15 protein-coding genes are annotated in these 19,385 nt (G+C 45.8%); 5 read left to right on the top strand and 10 right to left on the bottom strand.

What is annotated here, in order from left to right; translation table 11 throughout:
• Window positions 1-27 precede the first annotated feature (27 nt).
• From EDI28_RS06560 to EDI28_RS06570, 3 genes are all read right to left on the bottom strand, one after another.
• Window positions 28-1,218, bottom strand: a complete 1,191-nt coding sequence (locus tag EDI28_RS06560; protein ID WP_199287384.1) for an SAM-dependent methyltransferase — start codon at window positions 1,216-1,218, stop codon at window positions 28-30.
• Window positions 1,219-1,295: 77 nt separating this feature from the next.
• Window positions 1,296-2,039, bottom strand: coding sequence for an NHL repeat-containing protein (locus EDI28_RS06565; RefSeq protein WP_128783061.1), 744 nt, complete (start codon window positions 2,037-2,039; stop codon window positions 1,296-1,298).
• 5 nt (window positions 2,040-2,044) lie between these two features.
• Window positions 2,045-3,679, bottom strand: coding sequence for an aspartyl/asparaginyl beta-hydroxylase domain-containing protein (locus tag EDI28_RS06570; RefSeq protein WP_199287385.1), 1,635 nt, complete (start codon window positions 3,677-3,679; stop codon window positions 2,045-2,047).
• A gap of 308 nt (window positions 3,680-3,987) precedes the next feature.
• On the opposite strand from EDI28_RS06570, the gene EDI28_RS06575 reads away from it, so the two are divergent.
• Window positions 3,988-4,710, top strand: a complete 723-nt coding sequence (locus EDI28_RS06575; RefSeq protein WP_128783063.1) for a YebC/PmpR family DNA-binding transcriptional regulator — start codon at window positions 3,988-3,990, stop codon at window positions 4,708-4,710.
• Between the two features lie 182 nt (window positions 4,711-4,892).
• On the opposite strand, the gene EDI28_RS06580 is transcribed toward EDI28_RS06575, so the two are convergent.
• Window positions 4,893-6,287: a carbohydrate porin gene (locus EDI28_RS06580; RefSeq protein ID WP_128783524.1), complete on the bottom strand. Its 1,395-nt coding sequence runs from the start codon at window positions 6,285-6,287 to the stop codon at window positions 4,893-4,895.
• A 519-nt stretch (window positions 6,288-6,806) separates the two neighbouring features.
• On the opposite strand from EDI28_RS06580, the gene EDI28_RS06585 reads away from it, so the two are divergent.
• Entirely contained in the window at window positions 6,807-8,930 is a 2,124-nt protein-coding gene (locus EDI28_RS06585) for a methyl-accepting chemotaxis protein (RefSeq protein ID WP_128783064.1), read from the top strand.
• Window positions 8,931-8,948: 18 nt separating this feature from the next.
• Here the strand turns inward: EDI28_RS06585 and EDI28_RS06590 are convergent, their stop codons facing one another.
• Together EDI28_RS06590 and EDI28_RS06595 are read right to left on the bottom strand one after the other, a co-directional pair.
• Window positions 8,949-9,968, bottom strand: a complete 1,020-nt coding sequence (locus EDI28_RS06590) for a LacI family DNA-binding transcriptional regulator (RefSeq protein WP_128783065.1) — start codon at window positions 9,966-9,968, stop codon at window positions 8,949-8,951.
• A 215-nt stretch (window positions 9,969-10,183) separates the two neighbouring features.
• Complete coding sequence (locus tag EDI28_RS06595; protein ID WP_128783066.1) at window positions 10,184-12,556, bottom strand: Lon protease family protein; 2,373 nt, start codon at window positions 12,554-12,556, stop codon at window positions 10,184-10,186.
• A 251-nt stretch (window positions 12,557-12,807) separates the two neighbouring features.
• Here EDI28_RS06595 and EDI28_RS06600 point away from each other — a divergent pair, with 251 nt between their 5' ends.
• Window positions 12,808-13,329 (top strand): RNA methyltransferase, encoded by a 522-nt coding sequence (locus EDI28_RS06600; protein ID WP_128783067.1) that lies wholly within the window; start codon window positions 12,808-12,810, stop codon window positions 13,327-13,329.
• A gap of 343 nt (window positions 13,330-13,672) precedes the next feature.
• Window positions 13,673-14,986: an anaerobic C4-dicarboxylate transporter family protein gene (locus EDI28_RS06605; RefSeq protein ID WP_128783068.1), complete on the top strand. Its 1,314-nt coding sequence runs from the start codon at window positions 13,673-13,675 to the stop codon at window positions 14,984-14,986.
• A gap of 101 nt (window positions 14,987-15,087) precedes the next feature.
• Here the strand turns inward: EDI28_RS06605 and EDI28_RS06610 are convergent, their stop codons facing one another.
• The 4 genes from EDI28_RS06610 to EDI28_RS06625 form a co-directional block, all read right to left on the bottom strand.
• Window positions 15,088-15,816, bottom strand: coding sequence for a hypothetical protein (locus tag EDI28_RS06610; protein ID WP_128783069.1), 729 nt, complete (start codon window positions 15,814-15,816; stop codon window positions 15,088-15,090).
• Window positions 15,817-16,111: 295 nt separating this feature from the next.
• Window positions 16,112-16,531, bottom strand: a complete 420-nt coding sequence (locus tag EDI28_RS06615) for a GFA family protein (protein WP_128783070.1) — start codon at window positions 16,529-16,531, stop codon at window positions 16,112-16,114.
• Between the two features lie 276 nt (window positions 16,532-16,807).
• On the bottom strand, window positions 16,808-17,101 hold the full coding sequence (locus EDI28_RS06620; RefSeq protein WP_233353299.1) for a DUF3303 domain-containing protein: 294 nt from the start codon (window positions 17,099-17,101) through the stop codon (window positions 16,808-16,810).
• 56 nt (window positions 17,102-17,157) lie between these two features.
• Entirely contained in the window at window positions 17,158-18,321 is a 1,164-nt protein-coding gene (locus tag EDI28_RS06625) for an MBL fold metallo-hydrolase (RefSeq protein WP_128783071.1), read from the bottom strand.
• A 107-nt stretch (window positions 18,322-18,428) separates the two neighbouring features.
• Between EDI28_RS06625 and EDI28_RS06630 the strand changes: the two genes are divergently transcribed.
• On the top strand, window positions 18,429-19,040 hold the full coding sequence (locus tag EDI28_RS06630) for a TetR/AcrR family transcriptional regulator (protein WP_128783072.1): 612 nt from the start codon (window positions 18,429-18,431) through the stop codon (window positions 19,038-19,040).
• Window positions 19,041-19,385 lie beyond the last annotated feature (345 nt).

The following is a 19,385-nucleotide window of genomic DNA, read 5'->3' on the forward strand; positions in this document are numbered from 1 at the left end:
TAATATCCCTTTCCACGATTTAATAGATTACGCACTGGCCTTCGTAGGTATAAACCTTGGTAGTCCAGTTAACTGATAGTAAAATTTGACAGCATCACCGCTATTAACGATAAAATGCTTTAACTCCGGAGCCTTTGGACGACTATCGATATAGAATGTCATATCAGGTAACGGGTGGCTGATACCTGAGTCGTACTGCTCTACCGACTCTTCATCAAACGTTTCTACACGAGCATATATAGCAAAAATGCGTTCCTTCACATCTTGAATGCCTGTTGGTAATAAAACAGTATTAGCCTCAACAACTTTTATTCCGTCATCAAGTTCAATCTCTTTCATTGCAAGCAAGGTAGATTTCGACACTTTCAGGATCTCGCCCAATTCAACCCTATCCGCTTGAGCGTTGTCACTGACATATTGTGAATGCGTATACTCAACATCTTTCCATTGTTGATTAAACTCAGTTTCACCATGAATCAGAATTCCACGTACCGATATTTCTTTTGGAATTAGCCAACCATCAATAGAAAGAAACTGGATCAAATGCTTTGCAATACTAAGCTGGCCTTCTTTCGTGAAACCATGCTGCATAGCCTCCAGCACCAACAGATCGATATCATGTTGAGGGACATACTGAGTTGCGTCCTGCTCAACAACTTCCTCAATGTAATCGCTGATAGAAAGGTCAGTGATAAGCTGACGAAGGGCTAATATGGCTCCCGGCTGAATATCAACTAAAGTCACTTTTAGCTGTTCGCTCGTAATATTTCCCTGCTCTTTATAAAACTGCAACAATGGCAGCAATAACGGAGCAAATGGCCCACAAGCAGGATATAAAATATGAATTTGTTTTTTATGTTCTAACTGCCCTTTTACTGCTTTATCAACACCGCGGGCAAACCCACTTATACGATAGATATCTTTAATCGTGGTACGGCAATTAAGGGGGGACATAATTAACCCCGATTCGCTCACGAACTGACAAGTTAACTGTTCCTGGCTAAGTCCAGCTTGCGCCATGGATAAAGCCGCACAGTCATACATGTCCGTAAACAACTTGGTTAAAGTATGATGTTCTACTTTTTCTTCTAGCAAAACAGCTTCAATCGCTTTGGTAAAACTCTTCTGTAATAAGTCCCTTCGCTCCCAATCAGACAACTTGGCTTTAGTCAAAGACTCAAGCTGTTCTCTCAGCGAGTGTTTAAGTAAATCATCCACTACAGGTTCAGCAAAACCAAGCGGCTGAGTTTGTTGCTGCTGTTTTTGTCTTATCATTCTAATTCACTTCTTTATCACTAAACCTGAAATGACCAGACTTGGTCTCCACTATTACCACCAATCACCACGATAGGATCTCGCCCGTCAATACTTCTCACCATCTGTACCGGGCTAAATCGCGCCTGACCGTACTGGCGTACAAATTGGTTATCGGGAGTGAATACTTTTATTTTTCGTGCCCCGGAGTCCCAGACATGAATATTACCCAGGGAATCTATCGTCAGTGAACTAGGCCCGTTTAACTGCTGGGGTTTATCAATGCCAAACTCACCAATTGTCTGGACGAAAGCCCCGTTTGAACTCAGATGAGTAATGGTGTGTCGGCCGGTAAAAAGCGCAAAAACATCGCCACTTTCGCTCACTGCAAAGTCTTTTAATATGCCTAGCTGAGCACCGAATGGGATTTCGAATCGAGGCAGCAAAGAGGTTGAATCATAGACATGTATTGAAGACTCGTTCTGGAAGGAGAGATACAAGAGATCCTGATATCGTCGCGCCATACGAAGCTGGCGTGTCAATGTCTGCATCTCACCTTGTGGCGTTTCAACCGTAAAGGTTGGCGCGTTTATTCCCATTGAAGCAACCTGCAGCTCCGTCAATCGACTGCAGTTATCTTTAGAGGCTCTTTCTGTTGATAATTGATTATTGGCAAATGCCGGCGCTGGTAACCCCGCCACACTGGCCACGCCAAAGGCGGCAAGACTTGAGCCGATAAAACGACGACGTTGCTGATCTAATTCTACAGGTGATCCTTTTCGCATTATTCTTAACCCTCGATAGCTGTAGTGTCAGTAGTTGATGGTATGAACGATAAGGTGTAACCCGGCTCTGAACCTGTGGAATATGCCAGCTGTACATCACCTCCAGCCTCTGACTTGTTAAAACCACTGATTATTTGCTGTGTCGGCAGTGAAAACGGGATCACGAAAGGAAGGTTAAGGCTACAGTCATAGTCGGTTAATCGGTGATGCCCATAAACTTGAATTTCAGTGCAAATCTCGATGGCCTGAATACTGCCCTGATCGGGTAAAGGTGCACTCATATCCAATGCTTGGTGATTACCATTAGCAAAATCACACGCTGTTGTCCGATCCAGCCGTCCTTTGGCCGTTAACGGTATGCGTTTACCGTTGAGATCCAGCCCGTTCACAGTCAGCTCAACGGCCTGCGGAATCAATGTTCCTGTCGGTTTAAGATATGACACCAAGTGCGAGAAAACACTGACCTGCGGCTCTGTAGCCAGCGCTGCCTTCATGGTTTCCGACACAACCAAATCAAACTGGGCTTCAGACTGCCAACTGGTTGCATCGGCACAGATATAATCTGCCACGCGATCTTCCAAACCAAACGCTTCGACTAAAGATTGGAGCTTCTCCAAAGACTCGGCGTGAATATCGAGCATGGTTACCTGAAGCTGGGCTGCTGAAAACATTCCCATCAGAGGCAGTAGCAAAGTCGCAAAAGGACCAGTTCCGGCATATAACACAGAAACTGGTTGTTCAGAGGGTAATCTTTCACTGATGGCCTGATGAATACCGCGTACAAGCACCGCTGTGCGCAACACTTCTTCCGCACACTGCGCTGCCGTTGTCATCGATACCGCTTTCCCAAAGGGTGTCATGGTAAAATCAGTGTCCAGGAAAATATCAGGATGCAATTCCAGCTCGACCAATTTAGCTAGGCTGGTTGCCAGTTCCCTTACCGGCTGACGTAATCCGTAACGCTCTTCATGCGGACAGGACACAATCTGCTCAGCCAATTTGGTTAACCAAGCTTGCCGCTCTGGAACTGAAGAGTCCGCTAGCTCACGATGCTCCGGCAGACCCAACATATTTCGCAGCCAATCATTGGCAATGCAGTCAATCACTACATGGATACGGTCTTTGCTTCCCCGATGGTAGACCGCATGTTCCATATCGGCATTGAGGTACCAAAATTCCCCCTCACCCATATGGACCGACTCGCCCTCGACGATAAACTCGACATCGGGATCAGTTTGCAGACATAGATGGAGTCGAGCCTGTCCCTTCGAAAAACACAATCCGTGATCACGGTGCGGAGCAATCGCCGCGCCGGGGCTCAAACGCATTAATCGAACAGAAAGAATGGGACAACTTAGCTGATTGAGAAAAGTGGTCAGCTCCGGGCAGCTCTGTAGCGAAGCATAGTTATCAAAATCTGCTTCAGATTCTGACTCTTCCAACGCAAATGCCTGCAGGATTGGGGACTGGTTTTGATACTTTGCAAGGCCGCGCAATGGGAATACATCCCATGCGCCGTCATAGCAGGCACGATTAACATGAGCGAGCCACTCACCATTCGAGAGCGCTTCAATAGAAGCCATCAACGTTGGAGAGATAGAACAATCTATCGGTAGGCGACGGAAACCAATGTCTAACATTTGACACCAAATCGCAAAGAAACATATACACAATACTAACCAATGCTTTTTATTGTGCAAAACTTACGCGATACAACCGAGATTATAAATTCAATATATGCAACACGAGTCACATTTACGCAATTTGTGCAAATGCTTCTCTGTGTAAGCATTATGCAAACCAATAGGTTACATCGGCATCACTCTTAGCGACCGGTCTCCTTCTCGCCCTATAGATTCAACTTAAACTCCTAGCCTTCCCCCCTCACTAACTGGTAAAATCCGCCCTCAACAAAAGTCCCAAATATCAACATAGAGAGTTATTCCTCATGGGAAGAAAGTTCGAAGTACGCAAATTGTCTATGGCAAAAACGGCAGGCGCAAAGATCAAGGTTTACTCAAAGTACGGTAAAGAAATCTACGTCTGTGCTAAGAACGGTAGCACTGACCCAGATAGCAACCTTGCACTTAAGCGTTTGATCGAAAAAGCGAAAAAAGACCAAGTACCATCTCACGTTATCGAGAAAGCGATCGATAAAGCCAAAGGTGGTGGCGGTGAAGATTTTGCAACTGCGCGCTACGAAGGTTTCGGCCCGGGTAACTGCATGGTTATCGTTGACTGTCTAACAGACAACAACAACCGTACTTTCATGGATGTTCGCCAGGCGTTCGTTAAGAACCATGCCAAAATTGGTGGTCCGGGTACTGTTGGCCACATGTTCGAACACCAGGCTGTATTCCAGTTTAACGGTGACGACGAAGAAGCCGTGCTAGAAAACCTGATGATGGAAGATGTTGACGTCAGCGACATCGAGTGTGAAGACGGTGTCATCACTGTTTATGCACCGCACACAGAATTCTTCAAGGTGAAAAATGCGCTAACGGCGACAATGCCAGAAGTTACGCTTGACGTTGAAGAGATCTCTTTCGTGCCTCAGACAATGACAGAGATTTCTGGCGATGATGTTGCGGCATTCGAGAAGTTCCTTGATACGCTGAACGACTGCGACGACGTACAGAACGTCTACCACAACGCTGAAATTGCTGAATAAGCTCAATTCCACGTTGAATGAAAAGGCCGAGCATTGCTCGGCTTTTTTGTTTTCTGCACTTCCCGAATAATCGCAAAAAAAACGGCGGCACAAGGCCACCGCTAGAAAAAACATTCTATAAAAACACAAGTTTAAAAAGGCTGCTCCAGACGATTCGTAAATGCGGTTTATTGCATCCGATACTAGAACCAGGTCTCCATCTGCATTGCGAAGATCACTTCACCACCTTCGCCCATGGTGCTTGCATCATTAGCCAAGCTCACAGAGTAATTGTTTAGATCTTCACTCCAATCAACATATGACGCCGCAAAACGAATTTCCGGACGCTGGAAGAAACCACCAGACGTATCTAGCTTAAAGGTTGGTGCAATCGTGGCCTTATAAAAGCTACCGTCTGCTTGCTCGGTACCGTTATCCAAATCCATGTACTGGTATGAGCCTTCATACACCATTTCAAAGTTTTTGGTTAGCTCCTGTGCCAAGCGCACATTCGCCGTCGCCCACAGGAACTCGTCGCCGTCTTTAACGCGATCTTTACTGAATTCACCTAGGAATGCCGGAGCAATACGCCAGTTATCGGCAAAGCGAGTGACACCGTAACTAAATAGTCGAACCGCCTGAGCATCTTCGTTCAGATCACCGTTGGAGCCTATCCCTTTCAACTCTGCACCTAGGCCCTGGCCAACTAGCACACCAGTCTTAGAGAAACCTTCACCACCACCGTAGAAGTTGTTGCCGTGATAGGCTAATAATGCGTGGAAACCATTATCGGCACGTTTGGTCGGTGTTGTTCCGTTAGTATTATCAGCTCTATCTTCATTGTCTCCCGCTGTCATAGCATTCAGCATTAACTGCCACTGACCGATGTAGTTGTTCATCGTGACGATATAGTTTTCAACTTCAAGGCTTGAGCTATCAATGGTTCCGAAGTCACGCCCATATACCGAGAAGTTAGTGCTCCAGTCCTCGCTGAACTGAACATCATAAATACCGGCACCAGTACCAGACAGGAAGACAATATCGGTATCCATGAAGTGAATATCAAAGTTATCTCGGTCAAAGCGTTTACCCGCCCAAATCGAAGCATGGGCCAGAGCTCCATCAAATGACTCCAGGCCACCCAGCTCGGCAAAAACCTGACGTACATTCAGTTTCGAATCATCGGCAGTCCATTCGTTGTTGGTTTCCGTGCTATCAGCCAGCATCACACGGTACTTCGACCATGAACCGTCATCCTGCTGGATATTATGATCAAGCACCACTTCAACGTAGTTATCATCTTCGACACCCAGACGACCAACCGCTCCACCTAGCGCACCAGCCGCTGTCATGTACGGGCCAGTCCCCGTTGCGCCATTCAGGTTGTCATCTATTAGCAAACCTGAGCGAGCATACCCGTGAAATTCAAATGCAGATGCTTGGCTTTCAGCATCAGCTGCCACCTGCTCAGTTTTTTCCAGACGCTTCTCTAGATCAGCAATCCTTTGCTCTAAGCTCGCCGCATCGTCTTGTGCAAAAGCAGCACCAGAACAAGTTACGGCAAAAGACACTGCAAGTGATAAGAGGCATTTTTTCATCATTCTAATTCCATCTATCCGTTAATTTGTAAACCACTACACAACTGAGCTGATTATTGCTAAACCGTTTTAGTTGATCGAGGAAAACCTGCTAAAACCGTTTAGCTTTGTGATCGTAGTGTCATATTTACTCAATATGTGATCTCGACATATGCAGAGAGGGAATATTATTCAGACACCAAATCGTGCGCTTACCACACATACGGTATTGTTATGCTGAAAATTCGACTGATTACTCGTTAGTGGAATTTCGCGTTGGGCTATTTGATAGAAGAGGAGAGAAAGAGTAGAAAGCTACACACTGGTGCATCCGCACCCATATAGTGCAAACCAAAATATGACTCTTTGCCCGTTTCAAGGGGTTTTGAAGAACTAAACAGTAAAAAAGAAATTATCGGCGCAATTTATCCTTTTAACTCTTCATTGTCCGCTCAATTGTCCCCTCTTTTTATCTTCATAGAAGATGGCACCAAGATTGCTTTAAAGGTATTAATATCATTAAGTTAAGGAAGACATAAGATGAAATTGTCGGAGAAAGAGAAGCGCTGGTTACCGTTCTGGGGCACGACGGGGAAACTAGCAATGCGCAAGGCCTGTTGGTTAAACCGCTCCCGCCGATCTACGCTAGAGCAAACGTTTGAGAATATTGCTAACAACCGTGTTCACTTACTCCAGTCATGGGTAAACAGCCAGTGGGATTTCCTACAAAATGCAGCTTTATATGTTGCAACAAAACCAGACAGCGAGAAAAACAACGTACTGAAGCATTTGCTAGAGCGCAATGGTGATTTCTCGGAACTATTCATTGTTCAGACAACAGGAAGTGTGAATTTCTCGAGCTATGCACGGCATATCGGTACCCAGCATGCTGACAGATCCGTGCTTACAAAAGGCTTAAACAACCAGTTTCTGCACGGACCCTATGTTGATAGAGCTACCTTGCACATCGGACCTTCAAGCTCAGCTTTTCATGACGAGGTAACACTGATGTTCTACCAGCCTCTTTGTTATGACAACCAGGTTGTCGGCTGCCTTTGTGGCCGTGTTCCTAATGATGTCATGGGTGATTTAATTCAGCGGGAAGCCGGTCATATTTATAATGAGTCTGGTGATAACTATATTTTTATGGTCGAATCTCACCTCAACCGAGACATACTTCCCGGTACCGCACTCTCCCGATCCCGTTTTGAAGACGACACTTTTTCCCATGGTGAGAATTTAAAATCCGGAGTAAACACCAATTGGGGAATGGTCAAGATCCGACAACATACCGAGTTTGAGATCCGATTTACCGATCCGGCTACCAACGAGCTGCACCCCGGCGTCAGGGAAACCATCGCCAATGGCTCCAACCTGTATATCGATTACCCGGGCTACTCTGATTATCGGCACATTCCGGTGATCGGCAAGGGCGTGACCTTTCAGCTAAAAGGATCACCCGATCGCTGGGGTATGATGTGCGAAGCCGATCTGGAAGAGGTCTACCGCCATCGTTCTCTTGGCTTCAACCTTAGCAAGCAATACACTCTAGCATTGGTATTCTCCCTTCTCACCCCGTTACTACTTACCCACTGGCTGTCACTGTCAGTCTTACAACAAGGGCTTGTCACCCTACTTACAATCATTATCAGTACTCTGGTCTTTACCTTTATGGCGGCAAACCCCATCGCCAGGCAGCTACAAAAGATGTCGGATGTCATTCAAACCATTGCTGAAGGAAATGGCAACCTAAAGCAGCGATTAAATACACGCCAGTTCAAACCGGACGAATCGGGTGATATGGGACGCTGGATCAACAGCTTCATCGACAACCTCGATGGGATCATGCGTGAAATGATCCATGCCTCCAGTGAAGTCAGGCAGGTCAGTGAATCCATGTTAAGACGCTGCGACATTGTTGATGAGTCAACCATTGCCACAGCAGGTTCTATCGAAGCAATGCTGTCTCTCGCCGACAGTCAGCAACGAGAAATATCCAATGCCACTATTGCCGCCAACACGATGCAGCATGAAATGCACAATACGGTTAATAGCGCCCAAAAGGAGTATCAACAAGCTGTCAGCAATACCAATAAAATCAAAGAGATTGTTGAGGCCTCTGCGCGCAGTGTCAACGATGTGAACAACCAAATGAAAGAGATCGACGATATTGTCAAACTGATTTCGGAGATCACCGACCAAACCAATTTGCTGGCCCTGAACGCTGCCATTGAGGCTGCCCGAGCAGGCGAACATGGTCGGGGATTCTCGGTTGTGGCTGACGAGGTACGTAATCTTGCAACCAAGACTTCACAAGCGGCAAATCACATCGGCAGTATTATGAACAAGTTACGAAAGGAATCGGAAACCGCAGTCAACTTCATGGAGAAAGGAGTCAAGAATGTCGAACAGAATTCTTTCCGTCTGGATGACGGACAACGAAGCGAGAAGCTTCAGCAAGCAGTCGACACTATGTTCGATAACATCAGCCACATCGCCAGTACAAGTGAAGAACACACCAATACCGCTAAAAGGGCTCAAAGCACCACACAATCTCTAGAGGTTTCATCACAGCAGCTAGGGCGAAGAACAGCGCTACTCAAAAATGCGGTCACCCGGCTAAACCAACTCGTCGATCGATTCGAAGTATCTAAAGCTGCCTAAAAGGCAGCGGTTTGCCGCTTACTGGCTTCGCCAGCAAATATTGGCATCAAGGGCAAAGGAGGTTGGTGTTACTCGCTGACTCGATAACAGTAGCCGGATCAGCTGAAAGCTGGTCTGGGCTATTTTTTCACTATCCTGAGCGACGGAATCAATATTCAGCGGCAGACAATCCAGCAAATCATGATTATCAAAGGTTGCCAGCCGCATCTTTTTACTGACCAGAGCCTCAAGGCAATTGTGCTCTTTAAGGTAGCGTAATACTCCTTCAAGCAAGGTGTAAGAGGCCGTAAACAATGCCTCAGGCAAACGCCCCAGTTCCTGGTGCAGCTGCTGCATCATTTCATAGCCCGAGCCAGGCTGATAATCACGGTGGCGGATCCATTCGGACTTTTCTTCAAGCCCAGCTCGCTTCAAACCAAGCTCAAAACCCGCCAAACGGTGACGGCTTGGGGACAGCTCTAGCTGACCACCAAAATAATAGAATTCAGAAACAGTAGAAGCGGCTATCGTCTCGACCAAATCTGCTGTCACTTTGGCTGCATCGGTCAGCACCAACGGCAACGTAGACTGGCCGATATGTCTGTCTAGCTGCAATACCGGGATCTGCTTGGTTAATGTTTGGTAGAACTCATCAGACGTTTGGCTTGAAGCAACAATCAACCCATCAATTTGTCGACGAACCAGCCCGTCAACCACCAGGCACTCTACTTCCGGATCATCTTCCGAGCAGGCAATCAACAATTGCAGCCCTGCCTGACGGCAAAGCTTTTCCAGCTCACGGGCGATCGAGGCAAAACCAAAGTTAGTCAAGTCGGGAATAACCAAACCAATTGCATCAGAGCGGTTTGCCTGTAATGACTTTGCATGCATGTTTGGCGAATAATGGTTTTCTCTCGCAACAGCCATCACCCGCTCACGGGTTTCTTCTTTGATCCGGAACGTAGACGCCCGGCCATTAAGTACCATACTCGCTGTCGTTTTAGAGACACCCGCCAGTTTGGCTATATCCGCAATTGTTATACGTTTTCTTTTTTCCACAACTAAACCGTTTTAGCCATTTTCATCTACTTATTATCTGGCCAATTAACTCGAATGGAAAGCAAAACGAATTAAAACTGGCTTTGGATCATAAGAAAATAGACTGAATTAAGCATAAATTCCGAACAAATAAAAAAGTCAGCTGGAAAACCAACTGACTTAATAAATATTGTTAAGCATACTTTTATGCTCAGGATCGCTATTTTACTGTCAAATCACACTCTCAATTCATTCAGCTTCACCTGAGCCTGACCGTAAACCGAATCCAGCGGATAGCCACTTTCATCAGACAAGATTCCAGCCGATTTACCAGTCAGGATCTCGAGTGCCTCAGTGACATGACTTATCGCCCAGATCTGGAATTCCCCTTTCTCGACTGCCGCCACAACGTCCTTGCGAAGCATCAAATTGTGCGCGTTAGATTTAGGAATAATGACACCCTGTGTTGGCAAGCGACCTTTGATGCCACAGACATCAAAGAAACCTTCAATTTTCTCATTCACACCGCCGATTGGCTGAGCCTCACCAAACTGGTTCATAGAACCGGTGATTGCCACATCCTGTCGAAGCGAGCTATTTGAAAAAGCGGAGACAATCGCACACAGTTCGGCCATTGATGCACTATCACCGTCAACACCGCCATACGATTGCTCAAATGTGAGATGAGTGGTTAACGGGATCTTCTTGGCCTTGCCAAAAATTGAAGCTAAATAAGCCGACAGAATCATGACACCTTTCGAGTGAATACTGCCTCCGAGCTTCACATTGCGTTCAATATCAAAGACCTCGCCTTCCCCGTAAGCAGTCGTTGCGGTGATGCGATTGGGGGCTCCAAACTGGTAGTCAGTTGTTGATATCACTGACAGAGCATTGATTTGACCAACAACCTCTCCCTGGGTATCGATCAGTGTCGTACCGTTGGTAAATGTTTGCATAACATGATCTTTGAGCCTGCTAACCCGCTTTTCCTGGCTCTGCAAGGCTTGCTCGACATGATTAGCCCGGATCATCGTCGCTTTCGATGACTTCGCCATGTAATTACTTTCGCGAAGCAAATTAGCAATATCGGCAGAGTGCAGAGACAGCTTGTTCTGATCATCGGCCTGCCGTGAACTGTAATCAATGATCCTGGCAATCGCTTTTCTATCGCAGTGCAGCATTTCGCTGTCATTCACAATACTGGAGATAAAACGGGCATATTGAACCTCGGACTCGTCAGTACGCGGCATCTCGTCTTCAAAGTCGGCGGTAACACGGAACAACTCGCTAAAATCCGGATCATAATGCTGAAGCAACTGGTAGGTCTGGTAGTCCCCGAACAAGATGATTTTAACATTCAGCGGAATATCTTCAGGCTCCAACGAGATAGTTCCAGACAGGGTTACTTCCCGTTCCAGCGAACTCACGTTCAACTTTCTGGCTCGCAGTGCTCGCTTAAGGCCATCCCATACATAAGGCCGCTCCAACACTTTTACCGCATCCATCAGCAACACACCACCGTTTGCCCGGTGCAGGCTGCCTGAGCGGATCAATGAAAAGTCGGTAAATACCGTTCCCTTGTAGGTCGCATTTTCCACATAACCGAATATGGAGTGGTAGCTCGGGCTATCTTCGACCACGATAGGAAACTTCTGCTCCGACTGGCTCACCAACACATTTACCTGATAACGCCGTGGCATTTTTTTGTCCAGCGCCGCGTAGGCAAGAGCAACTTGTTCTTCGCTTTCTTCCAGAAAGATATCCAGATTCTCCAGAATATCTTTCTGCATCGCTTTCAGATACGCCTTTATCTCTGACTGGCCCCGATAGGCCTCTTTGAGCGGCTTGATAAAATGCACCACCACATCGAGAGCAACTTCTTCATTCAGCTTCTGAATTTTATCGGAGAACTCTTCCTCTAGCTCGGTTAGCTGGCGTACGATGCCACGAAGTTTTTTCTCCAGATCGTTAATCGTTTCTTCAAATTGTTCCTGTTCTTCCTCTGACAGCTGAGCAAAGCTCTCTTCTGTATGAGGCTCCTCACCGTTCAGAGCCACCAGCTGATACTCGCCCTGAGTGGTCAACGACAGGCTGACACTGTTCTCTTTCGCCTCATTGGTCAGGGTTAACAGTGAACTTTCCTGCTTCTGCGTTAGCTGATTCTTCAATGTTTCAGAACGGCTATAATACATTTCATTGTCGAACGCCAGCGGCAAAGCCTTAACTAACCTCAACATCAGCTTTTCGATTTCTTTCTTGAATTTATTCCCGGTACCCGCTGGTAACTTCAATACTTTCGGGCTTCGGGTTTCTTCGAAATTCGCCACATAACACCAGTCATATAACGGTGTCCCATTCCCGTTCGGATCATGGCGGTTGAGATAACGCAGCACCATGGTGCGCTTGCCAAGACCGTTGCGGCCAATGGCATAGATGTTGTAACCCTTCTCTTTAATCGACATAGCAAACTCAACGGCCTGCTGTGCCCTTTCCTGCCCGACAATTTCATCAAGCGGAGTCAGGTGCTTGGTCGACTTGCAATCAGCCGCCAGCCCATTCAATTCTGATGCGCGATACAGCTTGTCACTGCTTAGAGGTTTAATTGACATAAAGATCCCTCTTCTTATGACACTAAATAACTTCAGTGTAGACAGTAAATTATTATATTTTAGTGACTTATCTACCGTTTAGCGGGCTAAGAGGCCATTCACGCTGCCTAACCGCTCACTTTGTGAACAGATACCATATAAGTTATAAGGTTTATAGAATAAAAACGAAGCATCTATTACCGCGCTACCGCTCCTTCATTTGCTTTGTTAGAATGCCGCGCTCTTTCATACCAGGTAAGCGGAAAACATTGATGAAAAATACCCAGGTCAGTATTGGACTAAGTAACCCGAAAAGCCCAACAAACGTCGGGGCCGTCATGCGCGCCGCAGGGTGCTATCGAGTCGACAATGTAATTTATACTGGCGAGCGTTATGATCGTGCAGCGAAATTTCAGACTGACACCAAAAGCATGTCACGCAAAATCCCGCTCACTGGCGTGAACTCTTTGCTTGATGACTTGCCTGCAGATACTCATATTGTTTGCGTTGAATTGGCAGAAGGTGCAATACCACTACCGCACTTTCAACACCCGGAAAACGCGCTATATGTATTTGGCCCCGAAGACGGCACGATTGCGCAGGATGTGGTCGACAGAGCTGATGCTGTCGTTTATGTTCCGACAGTCGGCTGTATGAATCTGGCCGCTACCGTGAATGTATTGCTTTATGACCGTTTGGCAAAGTCAGAAGATATGCTGGCTGGTGATGAGCTTATTCGCCAAAGCCGTGATAACCGTAACCACCTGGTGGTAAAAACCAAAGCCACAGCATAATCTATTTATACCCAAGCTAGCTTGGGTATAAAGCAGACCCTAAATAGGCACTTATGGGCCCACACCAGCTTGTTAATATCTACACAACAAGTCTTCTTAATCGCCGTCACTGTCAACACTGTAAGTTAACGCCTTCGCATATTGAATTAATCTCCAAAACCTTAACTAAACCTCTAACACCTTACGTTAACAACCACTCATTCTTACCCACATTTAGCCCTTATAAAAAGCAAGGTTATGGTGTTTTTGTGTGATGAATGTTCGATTGTTAAATATATAAAACATATATCATGTGCAACCAAATTTTTAATCTATCTTAAACGCTGTCATCAAGGAGATTGATGTGTTTTTTGTTGAATTTCTGATTGTACTTGTCTGTATTTTGATCGGTGCCCGGATCGGTGGTATCGGTTTGGGTGTTATGGGGGGCGTCGGCTTAGCCGTTTTAAGCTTCATCTTTGGCTTGCAGCCTACCAGTCCACCTATCAATGTAATGTTGATGATCATGGCTGTTGTTGCGGCAGCAGCATCAATGCAAGCTGCTGGCGGTCTTGATTTCCTGATCAAAATTGCTACCAATATCCTGCGCAAAAACCCTAAATACATTACTTTTATCGCGCCGGTTGTTACCTATGTATTCACTATGATGGCGGGTACAGGCCACGTAGCCTATTCCGTACTACCTGTGATTGCGGAAGTTAGCCGCCGCAGTGGCATTCGTCCAGAACGCCCAATGGGTATGGCAGTTATTGCCTCCCAGTTCGCCATTGTCGCCAGCCCAATTGCAGCCGCTGTTGTTGCTCTTGTTGCCTTCCTTGAGCCTCAGGGAATTACCCTTGCCGACGTTCTCATGGTTACGATTCCAGGCACCAGCCTAGGTCTAACGGCTGCCTGTGTTATCGTTAACAAGCTAGGCAAAGAGCTCAAAGACGATCCTGAATATCGCCGCCGTATGGAAGATCCTGTTTTCCGTAAAGAAATGGAACAGGAAGTGAAGGTTGAAGAGCTTGTGATCAAGCCTGAAGCCAAGAAAGCCGTATCACTGTTCTTGTTTGGTTCATTGATTGTTGTACTGATGGGAGCATTCCCGTCACTACGTCCGAGCTTTGATGGCAATGCCATGGGAATGGCCCACACGATTGAGATTGTCATGCTGTCTGTTGCAGCCATGATCATCCTAATCTGCAAGCCTGACGGTTATGCCATTACCCAAGGCTCGGTGTTCCATGCAGGTATGCGTGCCATTGTTGCTATCTTCGGTATCGCGTGGCTAGGTGACACCTTCATCGGCGGTCACGGTGTGATGGTAAAAGAAACTGTGGCTGGTTTGGTAGAAGTTGCTCCTTGGACCTTTGCCTTTGCTCTGTTTGCACTGTCTGTCATGGTGAACAGCCAAGGTGCGACAACCGCTGTACTTGTACCGGTTGCGATTACCCTAGGCCTTCCACCGGAAGTGATCATTGCAACATTTGTTGCAGTTAACGGTTACTTCTTCATTCCAAACTACGGCCCAATCATCGCTTCAATCGATTTTGACCGTACGGGCACAACAAACATCGGTAAATATATCTTTAACCACAGCTTCATGATCCCGGGTCTGTTGAGCATGGTCTTCAGTATTATGTTCGGCTTCCTGTTTGCCGGCATCGTACTGTAATAAGCAATATTATCTATCCAAGCCCTGCCGTCGCAGGGCTTTTTTTATCTCTATTTTCTTACTAAGCATACGGATAAATCGATGGCTTACTGTGGTTATTGCTATGTATCTTGCCCTAAGCTGCTCAAGATGAATCGAACTTTTTTTTCATTCTCTTCATAGTCCGTTATGGCCTGAACGACTTTGAGACAAGCGATTGTCAAACGATGCCAGTTGGTATGCCGAACATCGGTATAAATTGCGACCGGAAAATCATCAGGTATACCGAGCGGTTCAATATAATTAGCAGACGGCTCTTGATAGTCGCGGTGGTATTTCAAGCAGGGCCAACTAATAATTTCAACGGCTGCTTTGGCAATACCGACTTTCCATCCTTCTTTAGCTTCTTCCGGAGAGAGATCAACGTAACTATCGGTACTGACATCGGCATCAAGCCAGCTTTGAACCGTGGCAAGATAATGTTGATGATCATAGTCTTCAATCAATTCGTTGACGGCTGATGACTGGAAGGTAAAAGAAACATTGAGCTGATACAGCTCGGCCAGTGTCATGTCATCAAGTGCTGCAAGTGCAACCTCAAACGCCCTTTCATGCAACTTTGCTTCCGCTGCCAGGCGTTGTTTTTCCTCCCTGCGGCGCTTTTCTTTTAAATACCGGATTCGACTCTTGCCATCTTCAATTAGCTGCTGAGCTTGCTGCAAAACTTCAATTTCTGCAGGGGAATAGAGTTCGTTGAGATCGGACAAGATAACATTCTTGATAATATTGGATGCGGTGGTCGCTTTCGTCTGTTTGCTTTTCAAAGCTTGGCTGTTCGCAAAATCGAGCATGATCAATCCCTCAATATCAAAACAACAGTGCCTGAACCATCAATACAAAAACGGATTAAGCCAGATGTCCTCTAAGGCCTCGACGGGTATGGTCTATTGGCTGTATCTCTCCTCTTGCTTCGTTCCCAATACTTCTAGTGTAGACAAAAAATCATATTTTTTAGTGATTTGGCTCGAAAATGAATCACAGTACCAAGCAGAGAACCAAAGCACCTCCCCTAGGGCTGAGGTGCCATCAAAACGCTTTGCGAAATTACACTCAATTTAGCCTCATGCTAATTGCTATTACAAATCACTAAGGCGCATATTTTGCAAACACTTCCGCTTCGGTCATATTTTGAGTGTCATTACTAAAAGCATAATACCCAGGCTTTTTATCAATAAAAATTTGATGATCCATATTCATTTGATCTTGCTGCTCCAGAAGACCTGCAGAAATAATATGCTGGCCGCTATCCTTGAGCAGATAGAACAGATGCGTACCGCATTCCTTGCAAAAAACACGCTCTGCCCACTCCGAAGAAGAATAACGACTTACAAACTCTTCACCATTAATAGTGATTTCAGTTCCGCCATCGACCGCTAATAACGGGCCACCTCCCCATTTACGACACATACCGCAATGACACGCTCCAACATGTAAATCAGCGGCTTTAGCCTCAATCGCGATTTTTCCACACAGGCAACTGCCTGATACTGCTTGTTTCTCATCCATACATCCTTCCTTGTCTTTGTCTGTTTATACATAGTTCACATCAAAAATAACTGTACATACATACAGGTAAATTATTCAACTAAAGACGCTCAACTCTGCGATCAATGTATAATTATTAGCCAGTATCGATAGTAGATACTGGCTAACCGTCCAAACAGCCAATCCCAACTAAACCTTAATTCCAACCGCTATCAATAAATAAAAACACCCTAGTCGTTCAACGGAACAACTAGGGTATTTTTAAATCTAGGGTGCAATTAAATGCTTGGCAAACAGCTAAACCAGCAACTGGCTCCCCAGTGCCTTGGCCTGTTCGTCGTCGACGACCGCCTGCACCGAGATATCCATATCGCTATTCCATTTCAGGGCATAGGCAGATATCGCCTCGATGCTATCAGACTCACAAATTGCTACCCCTGTACCGCTGGCCAGATCATGCCAGCGTCCAATCATCTTGATATGTTCTCCCATCATAGCCTGATCCTGCTCTTCAGAAAGTTGAGAGAAATGGGCCAGAGTCGGGTGAAGCTTGCCTTGATGTAACTGCCAGGTAATTAAAAATGTCATCATCAGTACCTCGTTTAAGCACTGAGGATAAGTATAGATAAGCAGGTAGGTATCAGCGTCTAAGGCTGTGCTTGCGCAAGCTGCGAATAATCCAACCACTCCAGCCTGTCTTGCCACCAATATGTCGTACGCACTGGCAGAGAGAAATCCAGTGACTCACCGACCAAAGGGGTAACCAAATCCGCATTACGAACCTCAGCCTCGACAATTAGATCATTCACCGGCTCATCCCAGCGATGGAGAAACAGTTCGTAGGTTGACCAATGCACCGGAAAGAGTTTCTCGGCCCTGACATCCAAATGCGCCTGCATGGTATGAGCGGCCTGCATATGCCCCCAGCCTTCGACTGGATAGCCTTTTTCTTCCTTCACATTGGCTGCGACTTCGATAAACGATAAATCAAACGGACCTAGGCGATCACCAATCTGTTTGAAGTGTTCTCCGTAGGCTGAGTCACCACTGAAAAACACGCTACCAGCGTCTGCCTGAATCGCCCAGGATGACCACAAGGTTTTATTGGAATCAAACAGGCTACGTCCCGAATTATGATTAGCCGGTGCCGACGTAATCGTTACGCTATTGAGTTGCTGGCTCTCCCACCAGTCAAACTCTTGAATGTTTGACGGTTTCACTCCCCACTTTTCAAGGTGACGACCAACCCCTAACGGAACAAAGAATTTTACTTCTTTATTGGCATAGTATCGCGCAGTGTTTTCTTCCAAATGATCAAAATGATCGTGAGAAATTAAGATCACATCTGGAACAGGCAGATCCTCTCGGCTAACTGGTGCATCGACATTCCGCTCAAACCAGCGAGAAAAAAATGAAGGCGCAGCATAGTCAAAAACTGGATCGATCAACAAGCGGGTATTATCCACCTCAACAAACAAAGATGAGTGCCCCAACCAAGTCACTCTAAGTGATTTGCTTGGCTTAGCGAGTAATTGAGTATCGACAGCCTGAAACTGAAGTCGCTCAGCTGGCTTGAGCCGATCACGCTGCATGAAAAACTTCCACATGGTTTTTAGCATACCTTCTTCAGCGTTTACTTTAGGCAGATGAGAAACAACTTTACCATCAACAAATTGTGGGGAGCTAGCAATACGCTCTTGCCTCAGATCTGCGCTTCGAACGTAGTCGATATCAACCTTGTCGTTGCCACTCGCTACCGCTCCAAGCGCTGCCAATACTGCTACCATAGATATTTTTAATTTTGTGTTCATTCCTAGCTAGCCCCAAAAGTAAACGATGGTGTATACTTTTAATCTTAACGGGAATATTGAAAAAGTAAACACATGTGTTTACCTTTAAATTCATCAATGGTGTTGAAATGGCTAAAATCGCTGAAATAAAACAAGAAAATATCATTCTTGCTGCAATTGATATTTTCACTGATAAAGGACTGGAACAGGCGAGTATGGAAGCCATTTCAAAAAAGGCCGAAGTCTCGAAACGTACGCTTTACAAGTATTACCCAACCAAGGAAAGCTTGTTCAGTGCCATTATTGAGCGCTTGTTATCAAATGTAGGGGTCACCAGCCAGGTCCCCTTCAATCCTGACGTGTCTGTTAAGGCCCAGCTGACTGCAATGGCACAAACAAAAGTCGAGCTGCTATGCTGCCCGCACTTTCATTCATTAGCCAGAATGGTACTGTCCGAATGTATGCGTTCGAGCAGCTCAGCGACACTAATGGTAGAAAAAGTACAGCAACTAGAAGGCTGCCATGGGCTTACCAGATGGATTGAAGCAGGTGTTGCAGCTGGGAAACTTGATGTCGAGTATCCGGAGATTGCTTCCGAGCAATTTATCGCCGCCCTGAAGGCAATTGTGTTCTGGCCGCAAATACTGGTACATCTACCCGCAGCCAGCCAGCATGAGAGAGAGGTAGCCATTGAAATGGCCGTCGCGCAATTTCTTAGTGCCTATCTCAAAGAAAACTAACCGATATACCTGCCATATTTTACAACCAGATCATTAATGATCTGGTTTATAAATATCATGGTGTGTCACACAAAATATGAATTTATCCTTCACTTCAAGTTTAATAACTAATATTTATAAAAAAGTCTCACTTACAATCCGAACATATATGCTGAATGAGTTAGTGTGCTGCATCCAAATATTATTTACGTAATATTTCTATCCTCGATTCCCCCAGACGAATATTGTTCGAAATATTTTTAGATATCCTCATATATTTGATCTGCCTTCAATTTCATTTGATAGATATGTAGATATCGTCTCGGTTTATGAGAATTGCGTGCTGTATCCTCGGCAAAATCGATA

It is taken from the genome of Photobacterium chitinilyticum, assembly GCF_004104355.1.
Classification (GTDB): Bacteria; Pseudomonadota; Gammaproteobacteria; order Enterobacterales; family Vibrionaceae; genus Photobacterium; species Photobacterium chitinilyticum.